At 65.5% G+C, this 16,234-nt stretch carries 17 protein-coding genes; 13 read left to right on the top strand and 4 right to left on the bottom strand.

What is annotated here, in order from left to right; genetic code table 11:
• Window positions 1–2 precede the first annotated feature (2 nt).
• The 9 genes from UB48_RS10245 to gspN are packed head-to-tail and all read left to right on the top strand — an operon-like array spanning window position 3 to window position 6,628.
• A complete protein-coding gene (locus tag UB48_RS10245; RefSeq protein ID WP_082075428.1) occupies window positions 3–1,451 on the top strand; it encodes a GspE/PulE family protein in 1,449 nt (482 codons plus the stop codon).
• A 3-nt stretch (window positions 1,452–1,454) separates the two neighbouring features.
• Entirely contained in the window at window positions 1,455–2,657 is a 1,203-nt protein-coding gene (gene gspF, locus UB48_RS10250) for a type II secretion system inner membrane protein GspF (RefSeq protein ID WP_045196514.1), read from the top strand.
• Between the two features lie 14 nt (window positions 2,658–2,671).
• Window positions 2,672–3,106 carry a type II secretion system major pseudopilin GspG gene (gspG, locus tag UB48_RS10255; RefSeq protein WP_045196516.1) on the top strand — a complete coding sequence of 145 codons (435 nt, stop codon included), beginning with the start codon at window positions 2,672–2,674 and terminating at the stop codon, window positions 3,104–3,106.
• A gap of 2 nt (window positions 3,107–3,108) precedes the next feature.
• On the top strand, window positions 3,109–3,543 hold the full coding sequence (locus UB48_RS10260) for a prepilin-type N-terminal cleavage/methylation domain-containing protein (RefSeq protein ID WP_045196518.1): 435 nt from the start codon (window positions 3,109–3,111) through the stop codon (window positions 3,541–3,543).
• Window positions 3,540–3,908, top strand: a complete 369-nt coding sequence (locus UB48_RS10265; protein WP_045196520.1) for a type II secretion system protein GspI — start codon at window positions 3,540–3,542, stop codon at window positions 3,906–3,908. Before UB48_RS10260 ends, UB48_RS10265 begins: the two co-directional genes overlap by 4 nt.
• Window positions 3,905–4,492 (top strand): prepilin-type N-terminal cleavage/methylation domain-containing protein, encoded by a 588-nt coding sequence (locus UB48_RS10270; RefSeq protein ID WP_045196522.1) that lies wholly within the window; start codon window positions 3,905–3,907, stop codon window positions 4,490–4,492. Before UB48_RS10265 ends, UB48_RS10270 begins: the two co-directional genes overlap by 4 nt.
• Window positions 4,492–5,601, top strand: coding sequence for a type II secretion system protein GspL (locus UB48_RS10275; protein ID WP_045196525.1), 1,110 nt, complete (start codon window positions 4,492–4,494; stop codon window positions 5,599–5,601). The genes UB48_RS10270 and UB48_RS10275 overlap by 1 nt, the downstream gene beginning before the upstream one ends.
• Window positions 5,598–5,984 carry a type II secretion system protein GspM gene (gene gspM / locus UB48_RS10280; RefSeq protein ID WP_045196527.1) on the top strand — a complete coding sequence of 129 codons (387 nt, stop codon included), beginning with the start codon at window positions 5,598–5,600 and terminating at the stop codon, window positions 5,982–5,984. Before UB48_RS10275 ends, gspM begins: the two co-directional genes overlap by 4 nt.
• Window positions 5,981–6,628, top strand: a complete 648-nt coding sequence (gene gspN / locus UB48_RS10285) for a type II secretion system protein N (RefSeq protein ID WP_045196529.1) — start codon at window positions 5,981–5,983, stop codon at window positions 6,626–6,628. Before gspM ends, gspN begins: the two co-directional genes overlap by 4 nt.
• A 13-nt stretch (window positions 6,629–6,641) precedes the next feature.
• Here the strand turns inward: gspN and UB48_RS10290 are convergent, their stop codons facing one another.
• From UB48_RS10290 to UB48_RS10305, 4 genes are all read right to left on the bottom strand, one after another.
• Entirely contained in the window at window positions 6,642–11,114 is a 4,473-nt protein-coding gene (locus tag UB48_RS10290; protein ID WP_045196531.1) for a hemagglutinin repeat-containing protein, read from the bottom strand.
• A 28-nt stretch (window positions 11,115–11,142) separates the two neighbouring features.
• The gene (locus UB48_RS10295; RefSeq protein WP_045196610.1) at window positions 11,143–12,768 is read right to left on the bottom strand and encodes a ShlB/FhaC/HecB family hemolysin secretion/activation protein; all 1,626 of its coding nucleotides are present in this window, start codon (window positions 12,766–12,768) and stop codon (window positions 11,143–11,145) included.
• 223 nt (window positions 12,769–12,991) lie between these two features.
• Complete coding sequence (locus UB48_RS10300; RefSeq protein WP_045196533.1) at window positions 12,992–13,549, bottom strand: murein L,D-transpeptidase family protein; 558 nt, start codon at window positions 13,547–13,549, stop codon at window positions 12,992–12,994.
• 21 nt (window positions 13,550–13,570) lie between these two features.
• A complete protein-coding gene (locus UB48_RS10305) occupies window positions 13,571–14,125 on the bottom strand; it encodes an NUDIX hydrolase (protein ID WP_045196535.1) in 555 nt (184 codons plus the stop codon).
• A gap of 134 nt (window positions 14,126–14,259) precedes the next feature.
• On the opposite strand from UB48_RS10305, the gene UB48_RS10310 reads away from it, so the two are divergent.
• The 4 genes from UB48_RS10310 (at window position 14,260) to UB48_RS10325 (ending at window position 16,161) form a co-directional block, all read left to right on the top strand.
• The gene (locus UB48_RS10310) at window positions 14,260–14,859 is read left to right on the top strand and encodes a CoA pyrophosphatase (protein WP_010220257.1); all 600 of its coding nucleotides are present in this window, start codon (window positions 14,260–14,262) and stop codon (window positions 14,857–14,859) included.
• 43 nt (window positions 14,860–14,902) lie between these two features.
• Entirely contained in the window at window positions 14,903–15,427 is a 525-nt protein-coding gene (locus UB48_RS10315) for a gamma carbonic anhydrase family protein (protein ID WP_045196537.1), read from the top strand.
• The gene (locus UB48_RS10320; RefSeq protein ID WP_045196539.1) at window positions 15,427–15,630 is read left to right on the top strand and encodes a DUF1289 domain-containing protein; all 204 of its coding nucleotides are present in this window, start codon (window positions 15,427–15,429) and stop codon (window positions 15,628–15,630) included. The genes UB48_RS10315 and UB48_RS10320 overlap by 1 nt, the downstream gene beginning before the upstream one ends.
• Window positions 15,631–15,693: 63 nt before the next feature.
• The gene (locus tag UB48_RS10325) at window positions 15,694–16,161 is read left to right on the top strand and encodes a VUT family protein (protein ID WP_045196541.1); all 468 of its coding nucleotides are present in this window, start codon (window positions 15,694–15,696) and stop codon (window positions 16,159–16,161) included.
• Window positions 16,162–16,234 lie beyond the last annotated feature (73 nt).

The following is a 16,234-nucleotide window of genomic DNA, read 5'->3' on the forward strand; positions in this document are numbered from 1 at the left end:
AGCTGTTGCCCTATCGCCTGGCCCGCCAGGCCGGCCTTGCCGTGGCGCCTTTGGCGACGGGCTGGAGCCTGTGGCTGCGCAGCGATGTCGACAGCGATCAATTGCAGGAGCTGCTGCGCGTGCAGGGCCAGCCTGATGAAGTCTGCCACCTCGACAGCGCCAGTTTCGACAGCCGCCTGGGCCAGCTGTACCAGGCCGGCGAGGGTGCCACCGCCGCACTGATCGAAGGCATCGGCGAGCAGGTCGACCTCGACGGCCTGATGAGCGAAATGCCGCGCATCGAAGACCTGCTCGAAAGCGACGACGAAGCGCCGGTGATTCGCCTGATCAACGGCCTGTTTGCCCAGGCCTTGCGCCTGCAGGCCTCGGACATTCATATCGAGACCTTCGAGCAGAGCCTGGTGGTACGTTTGCGCATCGACGGCCACTTGCGTGAAGTGCTGCGCCCGCCGCGCGCACTGTCGGCGATGCTGGTGTCGCGGATCAAGGTCATGGCCCGCCTGGACATCGCCGAGAAACGCCAGCCTCAGGATGGGCGCATCACCCTGCGCGCAGCCGGGCGCGAGGTGGACGTGCGGGTCTCGACCCTGCCCGGTATTCACGGCGAGCGGGTGGTGATGCGTGTGCTCGACAAGCAGGCCAGCCTGCTGGCGCTGGTCAACCTCGGCATGCCGGCAGCGGTGGAGCAGGGCTTGCGTGGCTGCCTGGCGCGGCCCAACGGTATCGTCCTGAGCACCGGGCCGACCGGCTCGGGCAAGACCACCACGCTGTACGCCAGCCTCAATAGCCTCAACGATGGCAGCCGCAACATCCTCACCGTCGAAGACCCGGTCGAATACGCCATCGCCGGCATCGGCCAGACCGCCATCAACCCCCGCGCCGGGCTGACCTTTGCCACCGGCCTGCGGGCGATCCTGCGCCAGGACCCGGACGTGATCATGCTCGGCGAAATCCGCGACCGCGAGACCGCGCAGATCGCCGTGCAGGCCAGCCTCACCGGCCACCTGGTGCTCTCGACCCTGCACACCAACAGCGCCGTGGGGGCGGTGACGCGCCTGCGTGACATGGGTATCGAGCCGTTCCTGATCGCCTCGTGCCTGCGCGGGGTCATGGCCCAGCGCCTGGTGCGGCGCCTGTGCAGCTGTGCGCGGCCGCAACCCTTGCAGGCGGCTGAGCGGCAGCTGTGGCCGGAGCTGGCGGAGCTGAGCGAGACCTTCCATGCCGTCGGTTGCGAGCAGTGCCAGGGCAGCGGCTATCGTGGCCGCCTCGGTCTGTACGAATTCATCGAGCTGGACGCCGGGCTGATCGCCCTGCTGTACGACGGCGCCAGTGAAGTAGCCATGCACGAGCATCTGGCCGGGCGCCGCCAGAGCCTTGCCGGCATGGCCAGCGAGTGCCTGCGCCGCGGCGATACCAGCCTCGCCGAAGTGCTGCGCGCGGTGCAGGGCTAACCCATGCCGACCTTTCGTTACCAAGCGGTCGACCTCAGCGGCCGGGCACGCAAGGCCAGCATCCAGGCCGACAGCGAGCGCCATGCCCGCCAGTTGTTGCGTGAGCAAGGGCTGTTCACCCGGCAGTTGCAACGCCACGATGCGGCCACTCAACAGCCGCGCCGCCAGCGGGTCAACCGCGCCCAGTTGTGCGAGCTGACCCGGCAACTGGCGACCCTCACCGGCGCCGGCATTCCCTTGGTGGATGCCCTGGCGACCCTGGAGCGGCAACTGGTGGAACCGGCCCTGCGAAACCTGCTGGTGGCGGTGCGCGGATCGCTCGCCGAAGGCCTGAGCCTGGCCCGCAGCCTGGCGCGCCAGGGCGGCCTGTTCTGCGGTTTGTACTGCGCGCTGGTCGAGGCCGGCGAGCGTTCCGGGCGCCTGGCCCAGGTGCTGGAACGCCTGGCCGAGCACCTCGAACAGGTTCAACGTCAGCAGCACAAGGCGCGCACGGCGCTGATCTACCCCTGCGTGTTGATGGGGGTGTCGCTGGCGGTGGTGGTTGGCCTGATGACCTTCGTGGTGCCCAAGCTTACCGAGCAGTTCGCTCACTCCGGGCAGAGCCTGCCGTGGATCACTTCGCTGCTGATCGGTATCAGCGACCTGCTGGTGTTGCTTGGGCCGTGGTTGCTGCTCGGCGCTGTGTTGGCCTCGCTGCTCGGCGCCTGGCTGTTGCGCCGCCCGCACTGGCGTTTGCGCCGCGACGACCTGCTGCTGCGCCTGCCGCGGATCGGCAACTTGCTGGCGGTGCTGGAGAGCGCGCGCCTGTCGCGCAGCCTGGCGATTCTATGCGGCAGCGGCGTACCGCTGCTTGAAGCCCTGCAAGTGGCCACGGCCACGGTCAACAACCGGCGCATCCACCTGGCCCTGCAACGGGTCAGCAGCGATGTGCAGGGCGGGGTCAGCCTGCACCGGGCGCTGGATGCCAGCGGCCACTTCCCACCGTTGCTGCTGAACATGGTCGCCAGTGGCGAGGCCAGCGGCACCTTGCCGGACATGCTCGAACGGGTCGCCGACAACCAGGAGCGTGGCTTCGCCCGCCAGGTCGACAGCGCCATGGCCTTGTTCGAGCCGCTGATTATCCTGGTGATGGGCGCGGTGGTGTTGTTCATCGTCCTCGCCGTGCTGTTGCCGATCATGCAGCTCAACCAGGGCCTGACACTTTGAAAAGGAGCAAGACCATGCACAGCCCACGCGCGCGTCAGCGCGGTTTTACCCTGATGGAAATCATGGTGGTGATCTTCATCATCGGCCTGTTGATCGCGGTGGTCGCCCCAAGCGTGCTCGGCAGCCAGGACAAGGCCATGAAGCAGAAGGTCATGGCCGACCTGTCGACCCTGGAGCAGGCGCTGGACATGTACCGTCTCGACAACCTGCGTTTCCCTTCGGCCGAGCAGGGCCTGGTGGCGCTGGTCAGCAAACCGACGGCAGAGCCGCTGCCACGCGCCTGGCGCGCCGACGGTTACATCCGCCGCCTGCCGCAGGACCCCTGGGGCACTGCCTATCAGTACCGCGCCCCCGGCCAGCACGGGCGCATCGATATCTACTCGTTGGGCGCCGACGGCGTCGAGGGCGGCGAAGGTATCGATGCCGACCTGGGTAACTGGAACCTTTAAGGATGCACAGCGAGCGTGGTTTTACCCTGCTGGAGATGCTTGTGGTGCTGCTGATCGCCGGGCTGATGAGCACCTTGAGCATTGCCTGGCTCGACAGCGGCAAGGCGCCGGTGCAGCAGGCCCTTGAGCGCCTGGCCGGAGCCAGCCGCCAGCAGGCTGAGCTGGCGCTACACGGGGGGGAGATTCGCGGCTTGCGCTGGAATGGCAGCCGCCCCGAATTTGTCCGCCGGGTCGCCGAGTGCTGGCAGGTCGAGCCCGTCGATTTCGCTGACTGGCCGGCAACGCTGCAAGCCGACTGGCCTGCCAGCCGTGAGCCACGCCTGGTGTTCACGCCCTCCGGGCTTGCCCGCAGCGCCACCTTGAACTGGCATTGGCCCGAAGGCACCCAGCGTTGGCAATGGAGCAGCGCCGGCCAGTTGCACAGGGCGCCGCTGTGAAGCGCGCACAACGCGGCTTCACCCTGCTTGAGGTGACGGTGGCCCTGGGGATTGCCGCCGCCCTGGCAATCATGACCAGCCAGGTGTTGCGCCAGCGTCTGGCGGTGCAGCAGAGCGTGCAGCACCACCGCCTGGGGGTGTTCTGTGCGCGCGAGCTGCAGGCGCGGTTTGCCGTCGAGCGGTTCTGGCCGCTGCAAAGCAGCGCCGCCGGGCAATTGCAGCAAGGCGATGGCCAGTGTCACTGGCAACTGCAGTTGACCTCGACCGGCGTGCGCAACCTGCGCCGAGGGCAATTGCACCTGTTTGCCGACCGAGACGGGCGCGATCCGCTCGGCCAGTACCGTATCTTTCTGGTGCGCCCATGAAGCGCCGCCAGCAGGGCCTGACCTTGCTTGAACTGCTGGTGGCCCTGGCCCTGACCGCGGTGCTGGGGATCTTGCTGGCGGCGCTGGTCAATGCCTGGGCCGGTATGCGCGAGCGCTTGCAGCAACCTGCCCCGGGCTCGCCGGTGCTGGATTTCTGCCTGGCCCTGGAGCGGCGTTTCGACTCCACGGTGTTGCGCCAGCTCTATGAGCAACGTCTGCCCCTGGCGATCAACTGGCTCGACTGGCAACCCGCCACCCTGCAGTTGCAATGGGTGGCGCGCAGTGCCTGGCCGCAAGCCGAGGGCGGCTCGCGCCTGCAGCGTCAACGCCTGAGCTACGACGCACGCGGACAACGCCTGCTGCTGGAAACCTCGTCCGACCTGTATGCGGTGGGTAAGCCTCAATGGCGTCAACGTGAACAGCTCGATCAGGTCACGGCGCCAAGCTTTGCGTTTTTTCAATCGGGCCGCTGGCTGGCCTTTCCTTCTGCCGAGCGGTCCGCCCCGGATCGCGGTGTGCGCCTTGAGTTCAAGCGTGATGGAGCACCTTATGTCTGTACCTTCGCCCTGCCGGAGGCACCCTGATGAAATGGCTTGAACGCTGGCAAACGCCACGCGAAAGCAACTGGTTGCTACTGCGCCCTGGTGTGGGGCAAGCGCCCTGGAGCTGGTTACGCCTGGCTGACGGCAGGCGCGAAGCCGGCGAGGGAGAACCGCCCAGCCCGGACGGCGCGCGTGTGGCGCTGATTCTGCCCGGTAACCACTGCAGCCATAGCCAGCTTGCGGCGCCGCCGGGGCTCAAGCGTGATGAGTGGCCTTTGCTGCTTGAAGAGCGTTTGCTGCAACCGGCCGAATCGATCCGTTGTGGCTGTGTTTCACGTCAGGGCAATCAACTGGAGCTGGTCAGCGTCGATCAGGCTTTGCTCGAACAATGGTTGGGCCAGTGCGCCGACTGGGGCTTGAGCGTCGAGCGCTGCTGGGCCGAGTTTCAGTTGCTGGCAGACACTCCAGCGGGTACCGCCCTGTGCTGGCAGCGCAGCCCGGACCTGCTGTTGCTCAAGGGGGTAACCGAACTCTCACGCCAGCATTGGCTGGCCTGGCCGACACTGCTTGGATCGAACTTGCCGGCTCCCTGGACAAGCCTGCAACCCGAAATGTTTGAAGGGGCCTGGCCAGCGCGGTTGGCCGCGTTGGAGCCTTTGCCCAGCCTGTTTGCTCTGCACCCGGCGCGGCAGATGCGGCTGCGCGTTGCCATGGCCCCCGGGCAATGGCGCCTGATGGCCGCCTGCGCGCTGTTGGGGCTGGTCTGCAGCGGCCTGTGGCTGGCCCAGCAATGGCGCCAGAACGAGGTCTACAAGGCGCAAGTGGTGGCGGTCACCGGGCCGGTCACTTCATCTCGCCAGGCAGCCCAGCTCCTCAAGCGTCAGCGCCAGGCCGAGGCGGATCGCCACTTGCGCCTGCGTCAGATCGAGCAGTTGCAGATGGCGGTGCAGCAATGGTTGCAGGCACAACCCGGTTGGCATGTCAGCGCCAGTGGCTTTGACGGACAACGCTGGACCCTGCGCCTGCGTGGCGACCAGGCACCCGAGGCGGCAACCTGGCAGGCCATCGCCCGGCAGGTTGGCGTGGCGGTTGCAGCAAGCACGGGCGAAGGCCAACTGCAACTGGTGTTCGACCTGGGAGCTGTCTCATGAGTGCATGGCTGCAGCGCCGCTGGTTGATGCCCGCAGCCTGGGTGATGGTAGGCGTATTGCTTGTCACCTTGATCGTTCGTGAAGGCTCCGCGCGCTGGCAGGACGCACGGCAGTGGCAAGCCCTGGCCCGCTCGGCGGCCAGCCTGCAGGTGCAGACGCGCTTCAGTGCCGAGCAACTGCAGCAATCGGCCCAGGCACACAGTATTGCCCTCAATGAAGTGCTGGCAGAAAACCACAGTTGGCAGATCAAGGGCCGTGCCGCCGATGAGCAAGGTGTGCAGCGCTGGCTACTGGCTGTACAGCGCGAAGGCGTGCGCCCGCTGCGCTGGTCGCTGGAGCAGGGCGAGTCAGGTATGAGCTTGGAGCTGGAGTTGCAACAATGAAGCGTGGGGGCTGGTTTGCCCTGGTGTTCATGTTGAGCCTGTTGGCCGCGTTGCCGGCGAACTGGCTGCTCGCGCCCGTTGCCGCCGAAGGCGTCTCCGGCAGCCTCTGGCAAGGCCAGGCGCAACGTCTGGGGCAGGTGGGGCCGGTCGCTTGGCACTGGCAGCCCTGGCGTCTGCAGGCCCAGGTCGAGCTTGGGTTCCAGGGGCAAAGCTGGCAGGTACAGGTTGCTGGCTGGCCGTGGAACTGGCGGGCGGCAGTAGTGCCAATGCAGCCTACACTCACGACGCCTTCGTCCTATCGGCTGACGGGTGAGTGGAGCGGACGGATCGACGTGCAGGGTAGCGGTCGACAGTGCCGAGGCAGCCAGGGCGAGATCAGCGTCGACGGTCTGGCCATGGACGCGCCCTGGTCGGTGCCCCTTGGGGCGGGCCAGGTGCGCATTGATTGCTCGGCAGGCATGCATCTGCTGGCGCGGTTGCAGTTGCAGGGGCAGCATCAGGCCGAGCTGGATGCCGACCTGCTCGCCCGGCGCGCGAAGCTGCAGGGCGAGATGACACCGGGTACCGCCCTGTACCCGGTGTTGCTGGCGGCCGGCTGGCTCAAGGCGGATGCAACCGGCATCAGCCGCACCCTCAAGTGGTGACCGGCAGGCGGCCTCAGCGCGGCTTGCTGCCCTCCGTTATGCTCGAGGCCAGAGTGGTGCTGCGGTCATGCCCGCTGGTGCGCAGGAAACCGAGGTCCAACGGCTTTTCTCCTGCGTTGCTGTTGGCGCCGGAGCCGTAGACATCGATCAGGCCGCTGACCAGGTCGACCGGTGCGTTCGAGGCGTTGATGCCCACCTGGCGATAGTAATCGCGCCCCTGCACGTTCTGCTCGGTGACGGCGGCACCGCCCAACTGCACCTTGCCCTTGTTCGCTTGCAGGCTGGCGCCGGAGAGGCGCACGGCGCCGCCGACCTCAAGGTCGATGCCGTCGCGGCCGTTGAGCGCGCTCTGGCTGGCGACGGTGTCGCGCTGGGTGTGCTCGACCTTGAGGGTGAAGGTGGGTGAGGTCTTCGGGTCGACTTTCTGCAACGCGCCGCCGACCGGTTTACCGACCTTGTCAGCCAGCGGGCCGGCCACCGCGTTGGCGGCGTTGATATAGCCCTGTGGGTTCTTTTCCTGGCTCAAGCGCGCATCCACCTTCACGTTCAACTGATTGACCCGGTCCTGGCGGCTGGCGACGTGCAGGTCGCCGCCGACCTGGCCGTCGATGCGCCCGGCATCCAGGCGCACACCGTCAAGGCGCGTGTCGCTCAGGCTGGCCAGGCTGATCTGGCCGGCGCGCCATTGGCTGTTGGCGAAGGTGAGATTGTCGGCGTTGTCGATGTTCACCTGCCCGCGGGCATACAGCCCGCGTTTGGCCTCTTTCGACGTCGCCCCTGGAGCCGCGTTGAGGCCGGCACCGGCGGTGATGTCGAGGTTGTTGCGCCGTTCGCTGCTGCCTGCGGCCTCGATCAGCACGCCGCCTTCGCTGGCGCTGATGGCGACCTGGTTTGCCGAGGCCTTGACGCCTTGCAGCGTCAGCGCATCGTCCTGACTGGCGGTGCTGCTCAACAGCAGTTGCTCCCTGGCAAACCAGTTGGCCCCGCTGGCCGTGGTACTGGCTTCATCGACCCGCCCAGCGCTGAAGTGGCCACCCAGGCCAGCGCCTTTGCCATTGCTGGTGCTTTTACCGAGCAATTCCAGGCCGCCGCCGATGTTGCTGCCTTGAGCCTTGTGGGTATCAGTGGCAGCGCTGACTTTCAGCGCACCCGCGCTTTGCAGCTCGATATCGGCGACCTTGGCCGCGCTGCTGCCGATGCGCCCACCCACAAGCTCGAGGGCACCACCGGCCTGCAGTTGCACTTTGCCTTTGGCGTCTATCTCTACCACGCGGGCCTGGGTATCGAGACTGTCCAGTTTGCTCTGGTCAAGGTAGCCGCGAAACTCCAGGGCACTGCCCGCCGGTGCGTTGCCTGCCTTGAACCAGCCGTTGCCGTCGAGTTTGTTCAACTGTTGGCGCTGTTGATCGTTGGCCTGGGCAAGGCTCAGGTCACCCTTGGCCGTTATTTCAAGCGAGCCGTCGCCGGCATTGAAGCGCGTGCCTTCGTACAGGCCATCACTGCCCAGTTGCACCTGGATGCCGGTTTGCCCATAGAGGCTGCCAGGGCGAGCGGTTTGCGTGCTGTTGTCGGTCAGCAGCGAGCCACCCTTGCCGGACAGACGCAGGTTGATATCGCTGCCAGTGCTGGTTTCGACGCGCACCGCAGCGTCTACATCCAGGCGCTCGACACCTGTGCTGGTGCTGTCCTGGGCGGCGACGAAGCGATGGTTTTGCGCCTGGATCGACAAGGGCCCCTGGCTGGCCCGGTACTGGGTGCCGGTATCGTCGAGGCTGCCGGCCTTGAGGTTGATACGCTGGCCCATGAGTTCGGTGACTTGCGCGGTGTTGCTGCGCTTGAACTCTTCGCGATTGAGATGCTTGAACTCAAGATCAGCGCCCAGCGTTGGCGGGGCCAGGGCGTCTTCGATTGATGCCTGCTGGAAGCGACTGGCTTCGATGCCGGTGACCAGGTTCTCCACCGGGCGGGTCAGGTCCTTGTACACCAGGCTGGCGCCGAGGCTGGCTTGCCAGTGGGTCTGGGTCTGTTTTGATTCGCGGGTATCGTCGACGGCGCGATTGTCTACGCTGCCGGCCTGCAGCTCGAGCGACCGGCCAGCTGTCAGGCGGGCAGCCTCGTTGACCAGCGTGTCGGCAGTCACGCGCAGATCGCCAGTGGCGCTCAGGCTGCTGCGTTGCGCCTGGCTTGCGCGTTCATCGACCTCCTGGCGCCTGTAGTAGCCTTCGAAGGCGCTGCCAACAGCATCGATGCCGCCACTGACCCGCAGGCCGCCGCCACTTTCGCTGGTGGTGGTCTGCTGCGACTGTAGTTCGCGAGCTGCGCTTACGGTGACAGTGCGACCATCCAACTGAAGGTCACCGGCGAGCGCCTCAATGCTGGAGCCCGTGATGTCGATATCTTCAGCACTTTCGAGTGCAACGCCTGCGCCCTTGAGCTCGCTGGCAACCTGCTTGAGGTGGGATGCCTGCGTGTCGGTGTTGACCACGGCGTAACCCACCGAAGCTGTGTACTGGCGCGAGTCGGGCTTGCCGTCGATGGCGTCCTGGGTCTGGCTGGCGCTGGCAGTGAAGCCCTGTTGCTGCTTTTGTTCGCTGACGGTCTGCAGCTGTTCGGCGCTGCGCACATCGATGGCGTTTTGCGCCTGCAGGTGCAGTTGCTTGCCGGCCTCGAGCCTTGACCCGATCACCTGCAGGTCATCGGCGCTGGCCAGGCGCAGGTTGCTTGCAGAGGCCAGGTCGCTGCTCAGCACCTGCTGGCGTTGTTCCTGACGCTGGCTGCTTTCGGCGATCAGGCCGAACAGCTTGCTGTCGCTATCACGTTGCTCGACGCTGGACTCATTGTGTGTCGCCTCGACCGACAGCCGGGCTTTTTCGCTGAGCAACAGCGCATCGCCTTTGGCTTGAACCTTTGAGCCTTTGATTTGCACCTGGTCAGCCACCACGGTCAATGCACCTTCAGCTTGAAGGTTACTGGCGCTACCCTGTTGGCCCTTGGCTTCGGTCTGGCCGTTCTTGCCGAAGAAGCTGCCGGAGACCAGGTCGCCACTGTAGTTGCGGGTGTTTTCGTCGTTGCTCAGTGCGATGCTGGCGACCTCCAGCTTGCCGGCCTTAAGGTTCATGTCGCCGGCGCTGCTCAGGGCGCTGCCCAGTATCTGCGTGTTGCCTTTGGACGCCAGGGAAACCTGCTGGCCGGACAGAACACTGGCCTTGGCGCTTTCCTGGTAGCTGCTGCTGTCCTTGTCACCGCGCCACAGATGTTTGCGGTGGCGGATTTTTTCATCGACCTGCAGGCTGTCGACGCCGGCGCTGATGGTCAGGTTCTGGCCCGCCTTGACCGACAGGTCGCCACCGGCCTCGACGCTGGCGGCGACCATGCGCAGGTCGCCGCCCGCCTGCAGGTTGATGTCCTGGCTGGCCTTGATCTGGCTGCCGACCTGTTGGCGCTCGGTGCGGGTGCTTTCGCGCTCGTAGGTTTCGGTGGTGATGAGCCCCCACTTTTCTTTGCGGTTCTGCTGTTCGCGGCTGATGTTTTCCCGCGCTTGGGCATCGAGGGTGAGGTTCTTGCCGGCCTTGATGTTTACCTGTTGCGCCTGGGCGCGTACGGCGCTGATCTCCAGGGTGCCGGCAGCGTCTATGGCGATCCCGTCGCGGGCTTGCAACTGGCTGCTGGCCATGCGCACACCGGCGCCCGCCGCGGTGCTGAGGATACGGATGCGCCCGGCTTGCATGGCGCCAAACAGGCTGGCATCGATACTGCCAGCCGGCGCCGCCAGGTGCTCGATGACCTGGCCGTCGGTGGCGTCGATGCGGTTGCGCCCGACCACCAGGCTCAAGTCGTCGCGCGCCGCGAGCGCGCCGCGGCTGTCGATGCGTGGGGCGATCAGTTCGAGAGCTCCGTAGTGGTTGCTCTGGCCGGCGCCGAGGACCTCCAGGGTGCCGCTGGCGGTACGGGTATCGAGGTACTTGAGGCGCTGGTCTTGCAGCTCGACCGTTCCGACCAGAAAGCCTGCACGGGTGGTATTGATGAAGCTGCCACCGTTGAGGGTGATGCCATTGGGGTTGGCCAGGATGTAGTCGGCCGGGCGACCGAAGATTTCCTGTGGGCCGGCAATGCGCGAGGCGTTGCGGCTGATCACTTCATTGAGAATGGTCGAGGCGGCCTGGCCCTGAAACTGCGGGTTGGCGGCCAGGGCGCCGGCCAGTTGCGATTGCCCGGTCTGCAGGGCGTTGTTCAACACCAACCCGGATTTGTTGACGTTGTAATCGAGAAACTGGTTGTGCGACAGGCCACTGGCGTTGGGCGCGACAATATCGATCACCGGTACACCGTGCCGATCGGTGATCAGCGGCGTTCCGGCAACCCCGGCTGCCGCTTGCAGGCCGTTGGCGGCAAGGCCAATGCCCGGGCTCATCAGGCTCAGGGCGATTATCCAGCGCAGGCGATTGAGCCTGCGCCGTTGTACGGCGGGGGAGGGCGTCTTGGGCATCACTGTCTTCTCTTTTTTGTTGTGGACTTCAGATGTTCAGTACCCACTCCAGCAGCCAGTAGCCGGGCTCCAGGTCCTGGCGGCGGGTGTTGCTGGCGTGCAGCGCGCGTTGGTAGTCAAGCTTGAGCAGGCTGTCGGGCAGGTTCAGTTCAAGGCCGGCATGGGCGCCGGCCAAGCGCTGTGCGGCGCGGCCGTGGTCGTATTTGCTCCAGCCCAGGTCCAGGCCCAGTTGCGGGCGAATCACTAGCCCGGCGGGCAGGTTCAGGGCCAACGGCTGGCTCAGGGTGTTGCGCCACGCGGCGCCGCTGGCACCAGCCGCCACCTGTTGGCGAAAGCCGCGCACGGCACTGGTGTCGCTGAGCAGCAATTGCTCGACTGCCGGCAGAGCGTCGGCGCTGTATTGCAGGTTCAGTTCGCTCTGCCAACGCCAGGGCCAGGCCGGGTCACGGCCCTGGCGCAGGTGCAGGGCGCTTGCGCGGTACTTGCGAAACTGCGGCTGCGGCGCGTTGCTGGCCAGCGGCGCAGTATCGGCGCCAAACCATTCCAGGCCCTGGGCAATGCCCAGGTAGGCACTCCACAGGTTGGCGTCGAGCCACAGCAGGTTCAGGCCTGCTTCCAGGCTGGTAAGGGTCGGGCTTTGCACGTGCAGGCGTTGCCCGGCCAGGCGGTTGTCCAGGCGCTTCTGGTCCAGGCGCAGGCTGGCGCTGAGCAGCCCGTGCTGGTTGCGCCACAGGTTGCGTTCAAGGCTCAGGCCATAGAACCCGCTCTGGCCACTGCTGCGCTCGCGCCGGCCCGGCAGTTGCGCCTGGTACTGCAGCTGGTTGAGGTTGAGCGCGTAGGTCCAGGGGCCGTAGGGAATGCTGTAGTACAGGCCGTAGCCGCGGCTGTAACTGGCGGCGGAACCCAGCGTCGAGGTAAGCGACAGCTGGCTGTAGTCATTGAGCTGCAACGGGCTGTCCAGGGTCAGACTGGCGCCGACTCGCTCGCGCCCGGTCAGCTCGCTGCCGCGGTTGTCGAAGCTGCTGCCCAGGCGCCAGCGCGGGTTGATCTGCCGCGGCGTGATGAGGATGCGGGTGCCGCCTTGCAGCTCGCCGGGCAGCAGGTCGGCGCCCAGGTCGAAGGCTCGCAGCCGGTTCAGCTGGTCCATGCCCTGTTCCAGTTCGCTCAGGCGCAAGGGCTGGCCGAGCAGGGTCGGGAACGCGCTGTGCAGTGACAGCGGCAAGTCGGGGTCGGCCAGCTCGATCGACTCGACAAAGCCCTCGACGATCTCGATGTCCAGAGTTGCGCCTGCTTGCGGCGGCTGGCTCAGGTAGGGGCGGCTGGTCAGGTAGCCGGCTTGCACATACTGCTCGGTGATGGTTTTGAGGATCAGGTTGATCCGTGCCACGTCCATGCACGGGGTCAGCAGCGGTCGCACGCTGGCGGCCAGTTCTGCCGAGCCGAGTTGCCGGTTGCCAGCCAGGCGCACGCCGTTCAGCGGCCAGCAGGGCGAGACCTCGGTGGCGGCTGGTGCTTGGCTGGCCGGTTCGGCCAATTCATCGCCACGTTGCAGCTTGCGCAGGCGTTGACGTTGCTCGAGTTGTTCCAGTTGCAGGCGCTGGTCGCGTAGCGGCTGAATGCCCAGGTGTTCATGAGCACTGGCGGGAGGCACCATCAACAGCACAATTAAGAGGGCCGAAGGCCGGATGACAAGGCGTGCAGCGACAATGCTGAGTGAACTGGGCATGCAGTAGCGTCCAGGTGGTATCCAGATGCGTGGATCTTATGGACGCTGCTATTCGAATGGATGCGCTACCGAGCCGATAGAAGGGTAGGGCTGAGGCCTGAGTTACGAGGGAAGCTTCCGACGTAATTGTCGGAAGCGCCTTAAGGGGCGATCAGGGGCGGATCTCGATCATGGTGCCGTCCGGGACCATGTTCCACACTTCGCGCATGTCGCGGTTGGTCATGGCGATGCAGCCTTCGGTCCAGTCGAGGGTGTGGAAGACTTCTTCCGGGTATTCCTCACTCAGCGGCGTGCCGTGGATCATGATCATCCCTCCCGGCGGAACGCCTTCACGACGGGCGCGGGCGGCGTCGGTGATATTCGGGTAGGACACGTGCATGGCCAGGTTGTAGCGGTCGCTCTGCTTACGCCAGTCGATCCAGTAGAAGCCTTCGGGGGTGCGCTTGTCGCCTTCGCGCAGCTTGGCGCCCTTGGGTTGCTTGCCCAGGGAGATGCGGTAGGTTTTCAGCGGCGTGCCGGCGCTGATCAGCTGTAAACGACGTTCGGACTTGATCACCAGGATCTTGTCGATCAGCGCAGGCTTGGGCGCTTGCGGTTGCAGTGGCGAAGGCGCGGTCTGGTCGACCGGCCGGGTGATGATGGTTTCGGTGAAACCCGCCTGGGACATCGAAGCCACACTGAGGCAGAAAAGGGCAAGCAACCAGCGCATGAAACGATATCCCTGAAAAAGCTAGGTGTTGGGTGACGAGACGAGCATGGGTGACAGGCATTCATTGCCGATCGGGAAGCGCTGCTCGATGCGGTCACGATAATAGCATTCTAGGGTACGACTGACGGTGCGGAAAGCCAGCTCGTCCCACGGGATTTCACTTTCGTCGAAAAGCCGCACTTCCAGGCTCTCGACGCCCACGGCAAAGTCCAGGTCGGCAAGCTCGGCGCGAAAGAACACGTGCACCTGGTTGATGTGCGGCAGGTCGAACAGTTGGTAGAGGCTCATGCCGCCTACGCGGGCGCAGGCTTCTTCATCGGTTTCCCGGCGCGCGGCCTGTTCGATGGTTTCGCCGTTCTCCATGAACCCGGCGGGCAAGGTCCAGTAGCCTCGGCGCGGTTCGATGGCGCGGCGGCACAACAGCACCCGGCTGCCCCAGGTCGGCAGCACCCCGGCGACAATGTTGGGGTTCTGGTAATGAATGGTCTGGCAGTGATCGCAGACATAGCGCAGGCGGGTATCGCCCTCGGGAATACGCTGAATCACCTGATTGCCGCACGCACTGCAGAATTTCATGCTTTTATTCCTGTTAGGTGCGCCTATCTTGGCGCCACTGTCCCTGCGGCCGCAAGCCGGATCGTCGCCGGGACTTGGGCGGCCCGCGGCTTTGGTGCATCATGCACGACAGGCTTTGGAATCGAGAGAGAGCAATGCTGGACGAGCTACTTCGCCGCGTGAGCAGTCATACGCCGAGTACCCTGGAGACGGACCGACGTTTTCCCGAGGCCGCTGTGTTATTGCCCATCACCCGCAGCGAAGAGCCGGAGCTGGTGTTGACCCTGCGCGCCAAGGGCTTGTCGACCCACGGCGGCGAGGTGGCCTTCCCCGGTGGTCGCCGCGATCCGGAAGACCCCGACCTGATCTTCACCGCCCTGCGTGAAGCCGAAGAAGAAATCGGCCTGCCGCCGGGCCTGGTGGAGATCATCGGCCCGTTGAGCCCGCTGATCTCGCTGCATGGGCTGAAAGTGACGCCTTTCGTCGGCCTGATTCCGGATTTTGTCGAATACCAGGCCAACGACGCCGAGATCGCTGCGGTGTTCACCGTGCCGCTGGAGTTCTTTCGCCAGGACCCGCGTGACCATACCCACCGTATCGATTATCAGGGCCGCAGTTGGTACGTGCCCAGCTACCGCTATGGCGAGTACAAGATCTGGGGGCTGTCGGCGATCATGATCGTCGAGCTGGTCAACTTGCTTTACGATGCCAACATCAGCCTGCATCAGCCGCCTGAACGCTTTACCCCCATTTGAGCGGGACCACCCGCCAGCCACGCCGCACCGTGAGGATCCACGCATGAAATACCGTCTGGGCGACCTGCGGGTCGAAACCCATCCGCGCAGCTGGGTTGCGCCGACTGCCACGCTGATCGGCAAGGTACGCCTGCAGGCCGGCGCCAACGTCTGGTTCGGCGCGGTGTTGCGCGGCGATAACGAGCTGATCGACATTGGCGAGAACAGCAACGTCCAGGACGGCACGGTGATGCACACCGACATGGGCTCGCCGCTGACCCTGGGCAAGGGCGTGACCGTCGGCCACAACGCCATGCTGCACGGTTGCACGGTTGGCGACCACAGCCTGGTCGGTATCAACGCGGTGATCCTCAACGGTGCGCGGATCGGCAAGTACTGCATCATCGGCGCCAACGCGCTGATCCCCGAAGGCAAGGAAATACCTGACGGCTCGCTGGTGATGGGCTCGCCGGGCAAGGTGGTGCGCGAACTGACCGAGGCGCAAAAGAAGATGCTCGAGGCCAGTGCCGCCCACTACGTGCACAACGCCGAGCGTTATGCCCGCGACCTGGCCCCGCAGGAGGATTGATGAGCACGCCTGAACGCCCGGTGGCCTCGCCCTGCGTGCAGATCTGCGCGCTGGATGACGCCGATATCTGCACCGGCTGCCAACGCAGCGCCGCTGAAATCACCCGCTGGGGGCGGATGGACAACAGCGAGCGGCGTCAGGTGCTCAAGCTGTGCCACGAGCGCGCGGTCGCGGCCGGGCTGATCTTCAGCGTCGGCGCATGATCCGCCGCTTGGCCGCCGGCAAGCGCTGCAGTACCCTGTAGCGCTTACCCAGCGGTCGATCCCATGTTCTTTCTGATTGCCTATATCAGCAGCGTAGTGCTGATCAACTACGCCTTCTCCAGTGCCCCGCACCTGGACGTCATCTGGTCCGCCTGGGGCGGGCTGGTGTTCATCCTGCGCGACATGGTCCAGACCCGCTTCGGCCACGGCGCGCTGGTGGCCATGCTGGCGGCCCTGGTGCTGTCCTACATCACCTCGGAGCCGGCCATCGCCCTGGCCAGCGCCACCGCCTTCGCGGTGTCTGAGCTGATCGACTGGCTGGTGTTTACCATCACCAAGCGGCCGCTGCACGATCGCCTGTGGCTGAGTTCGGCGCTGAGCATTCCGATCGACACCTTTATCTTCTTCGGCATGATCGGCGCCCTGACCCCGGCCGTGGTCGGCACCGCCATGGCCTCGAAATTCGCCGGGGTTACCGTGGTCTGGCTGGCCATGGCCTGGCGCGCGCGCAAGCGCGTGGTCACCGGCTGAGCACGGTTCATGTAAAATGGCGCTCCTTTTCACCGGGTTGCACCGAGTACGGGGCGGCCCAGGATGTTCTTCC

Source organism: Pseudomonas sp. 2(2015) (assembly GCF_000955865.1).
Classification (GTDB): Bacteria; Pseudomonadota; Gammaproteobacteria; order Pseudomonadales; family Pseudomonadaceae; genus Aquipseudomonas.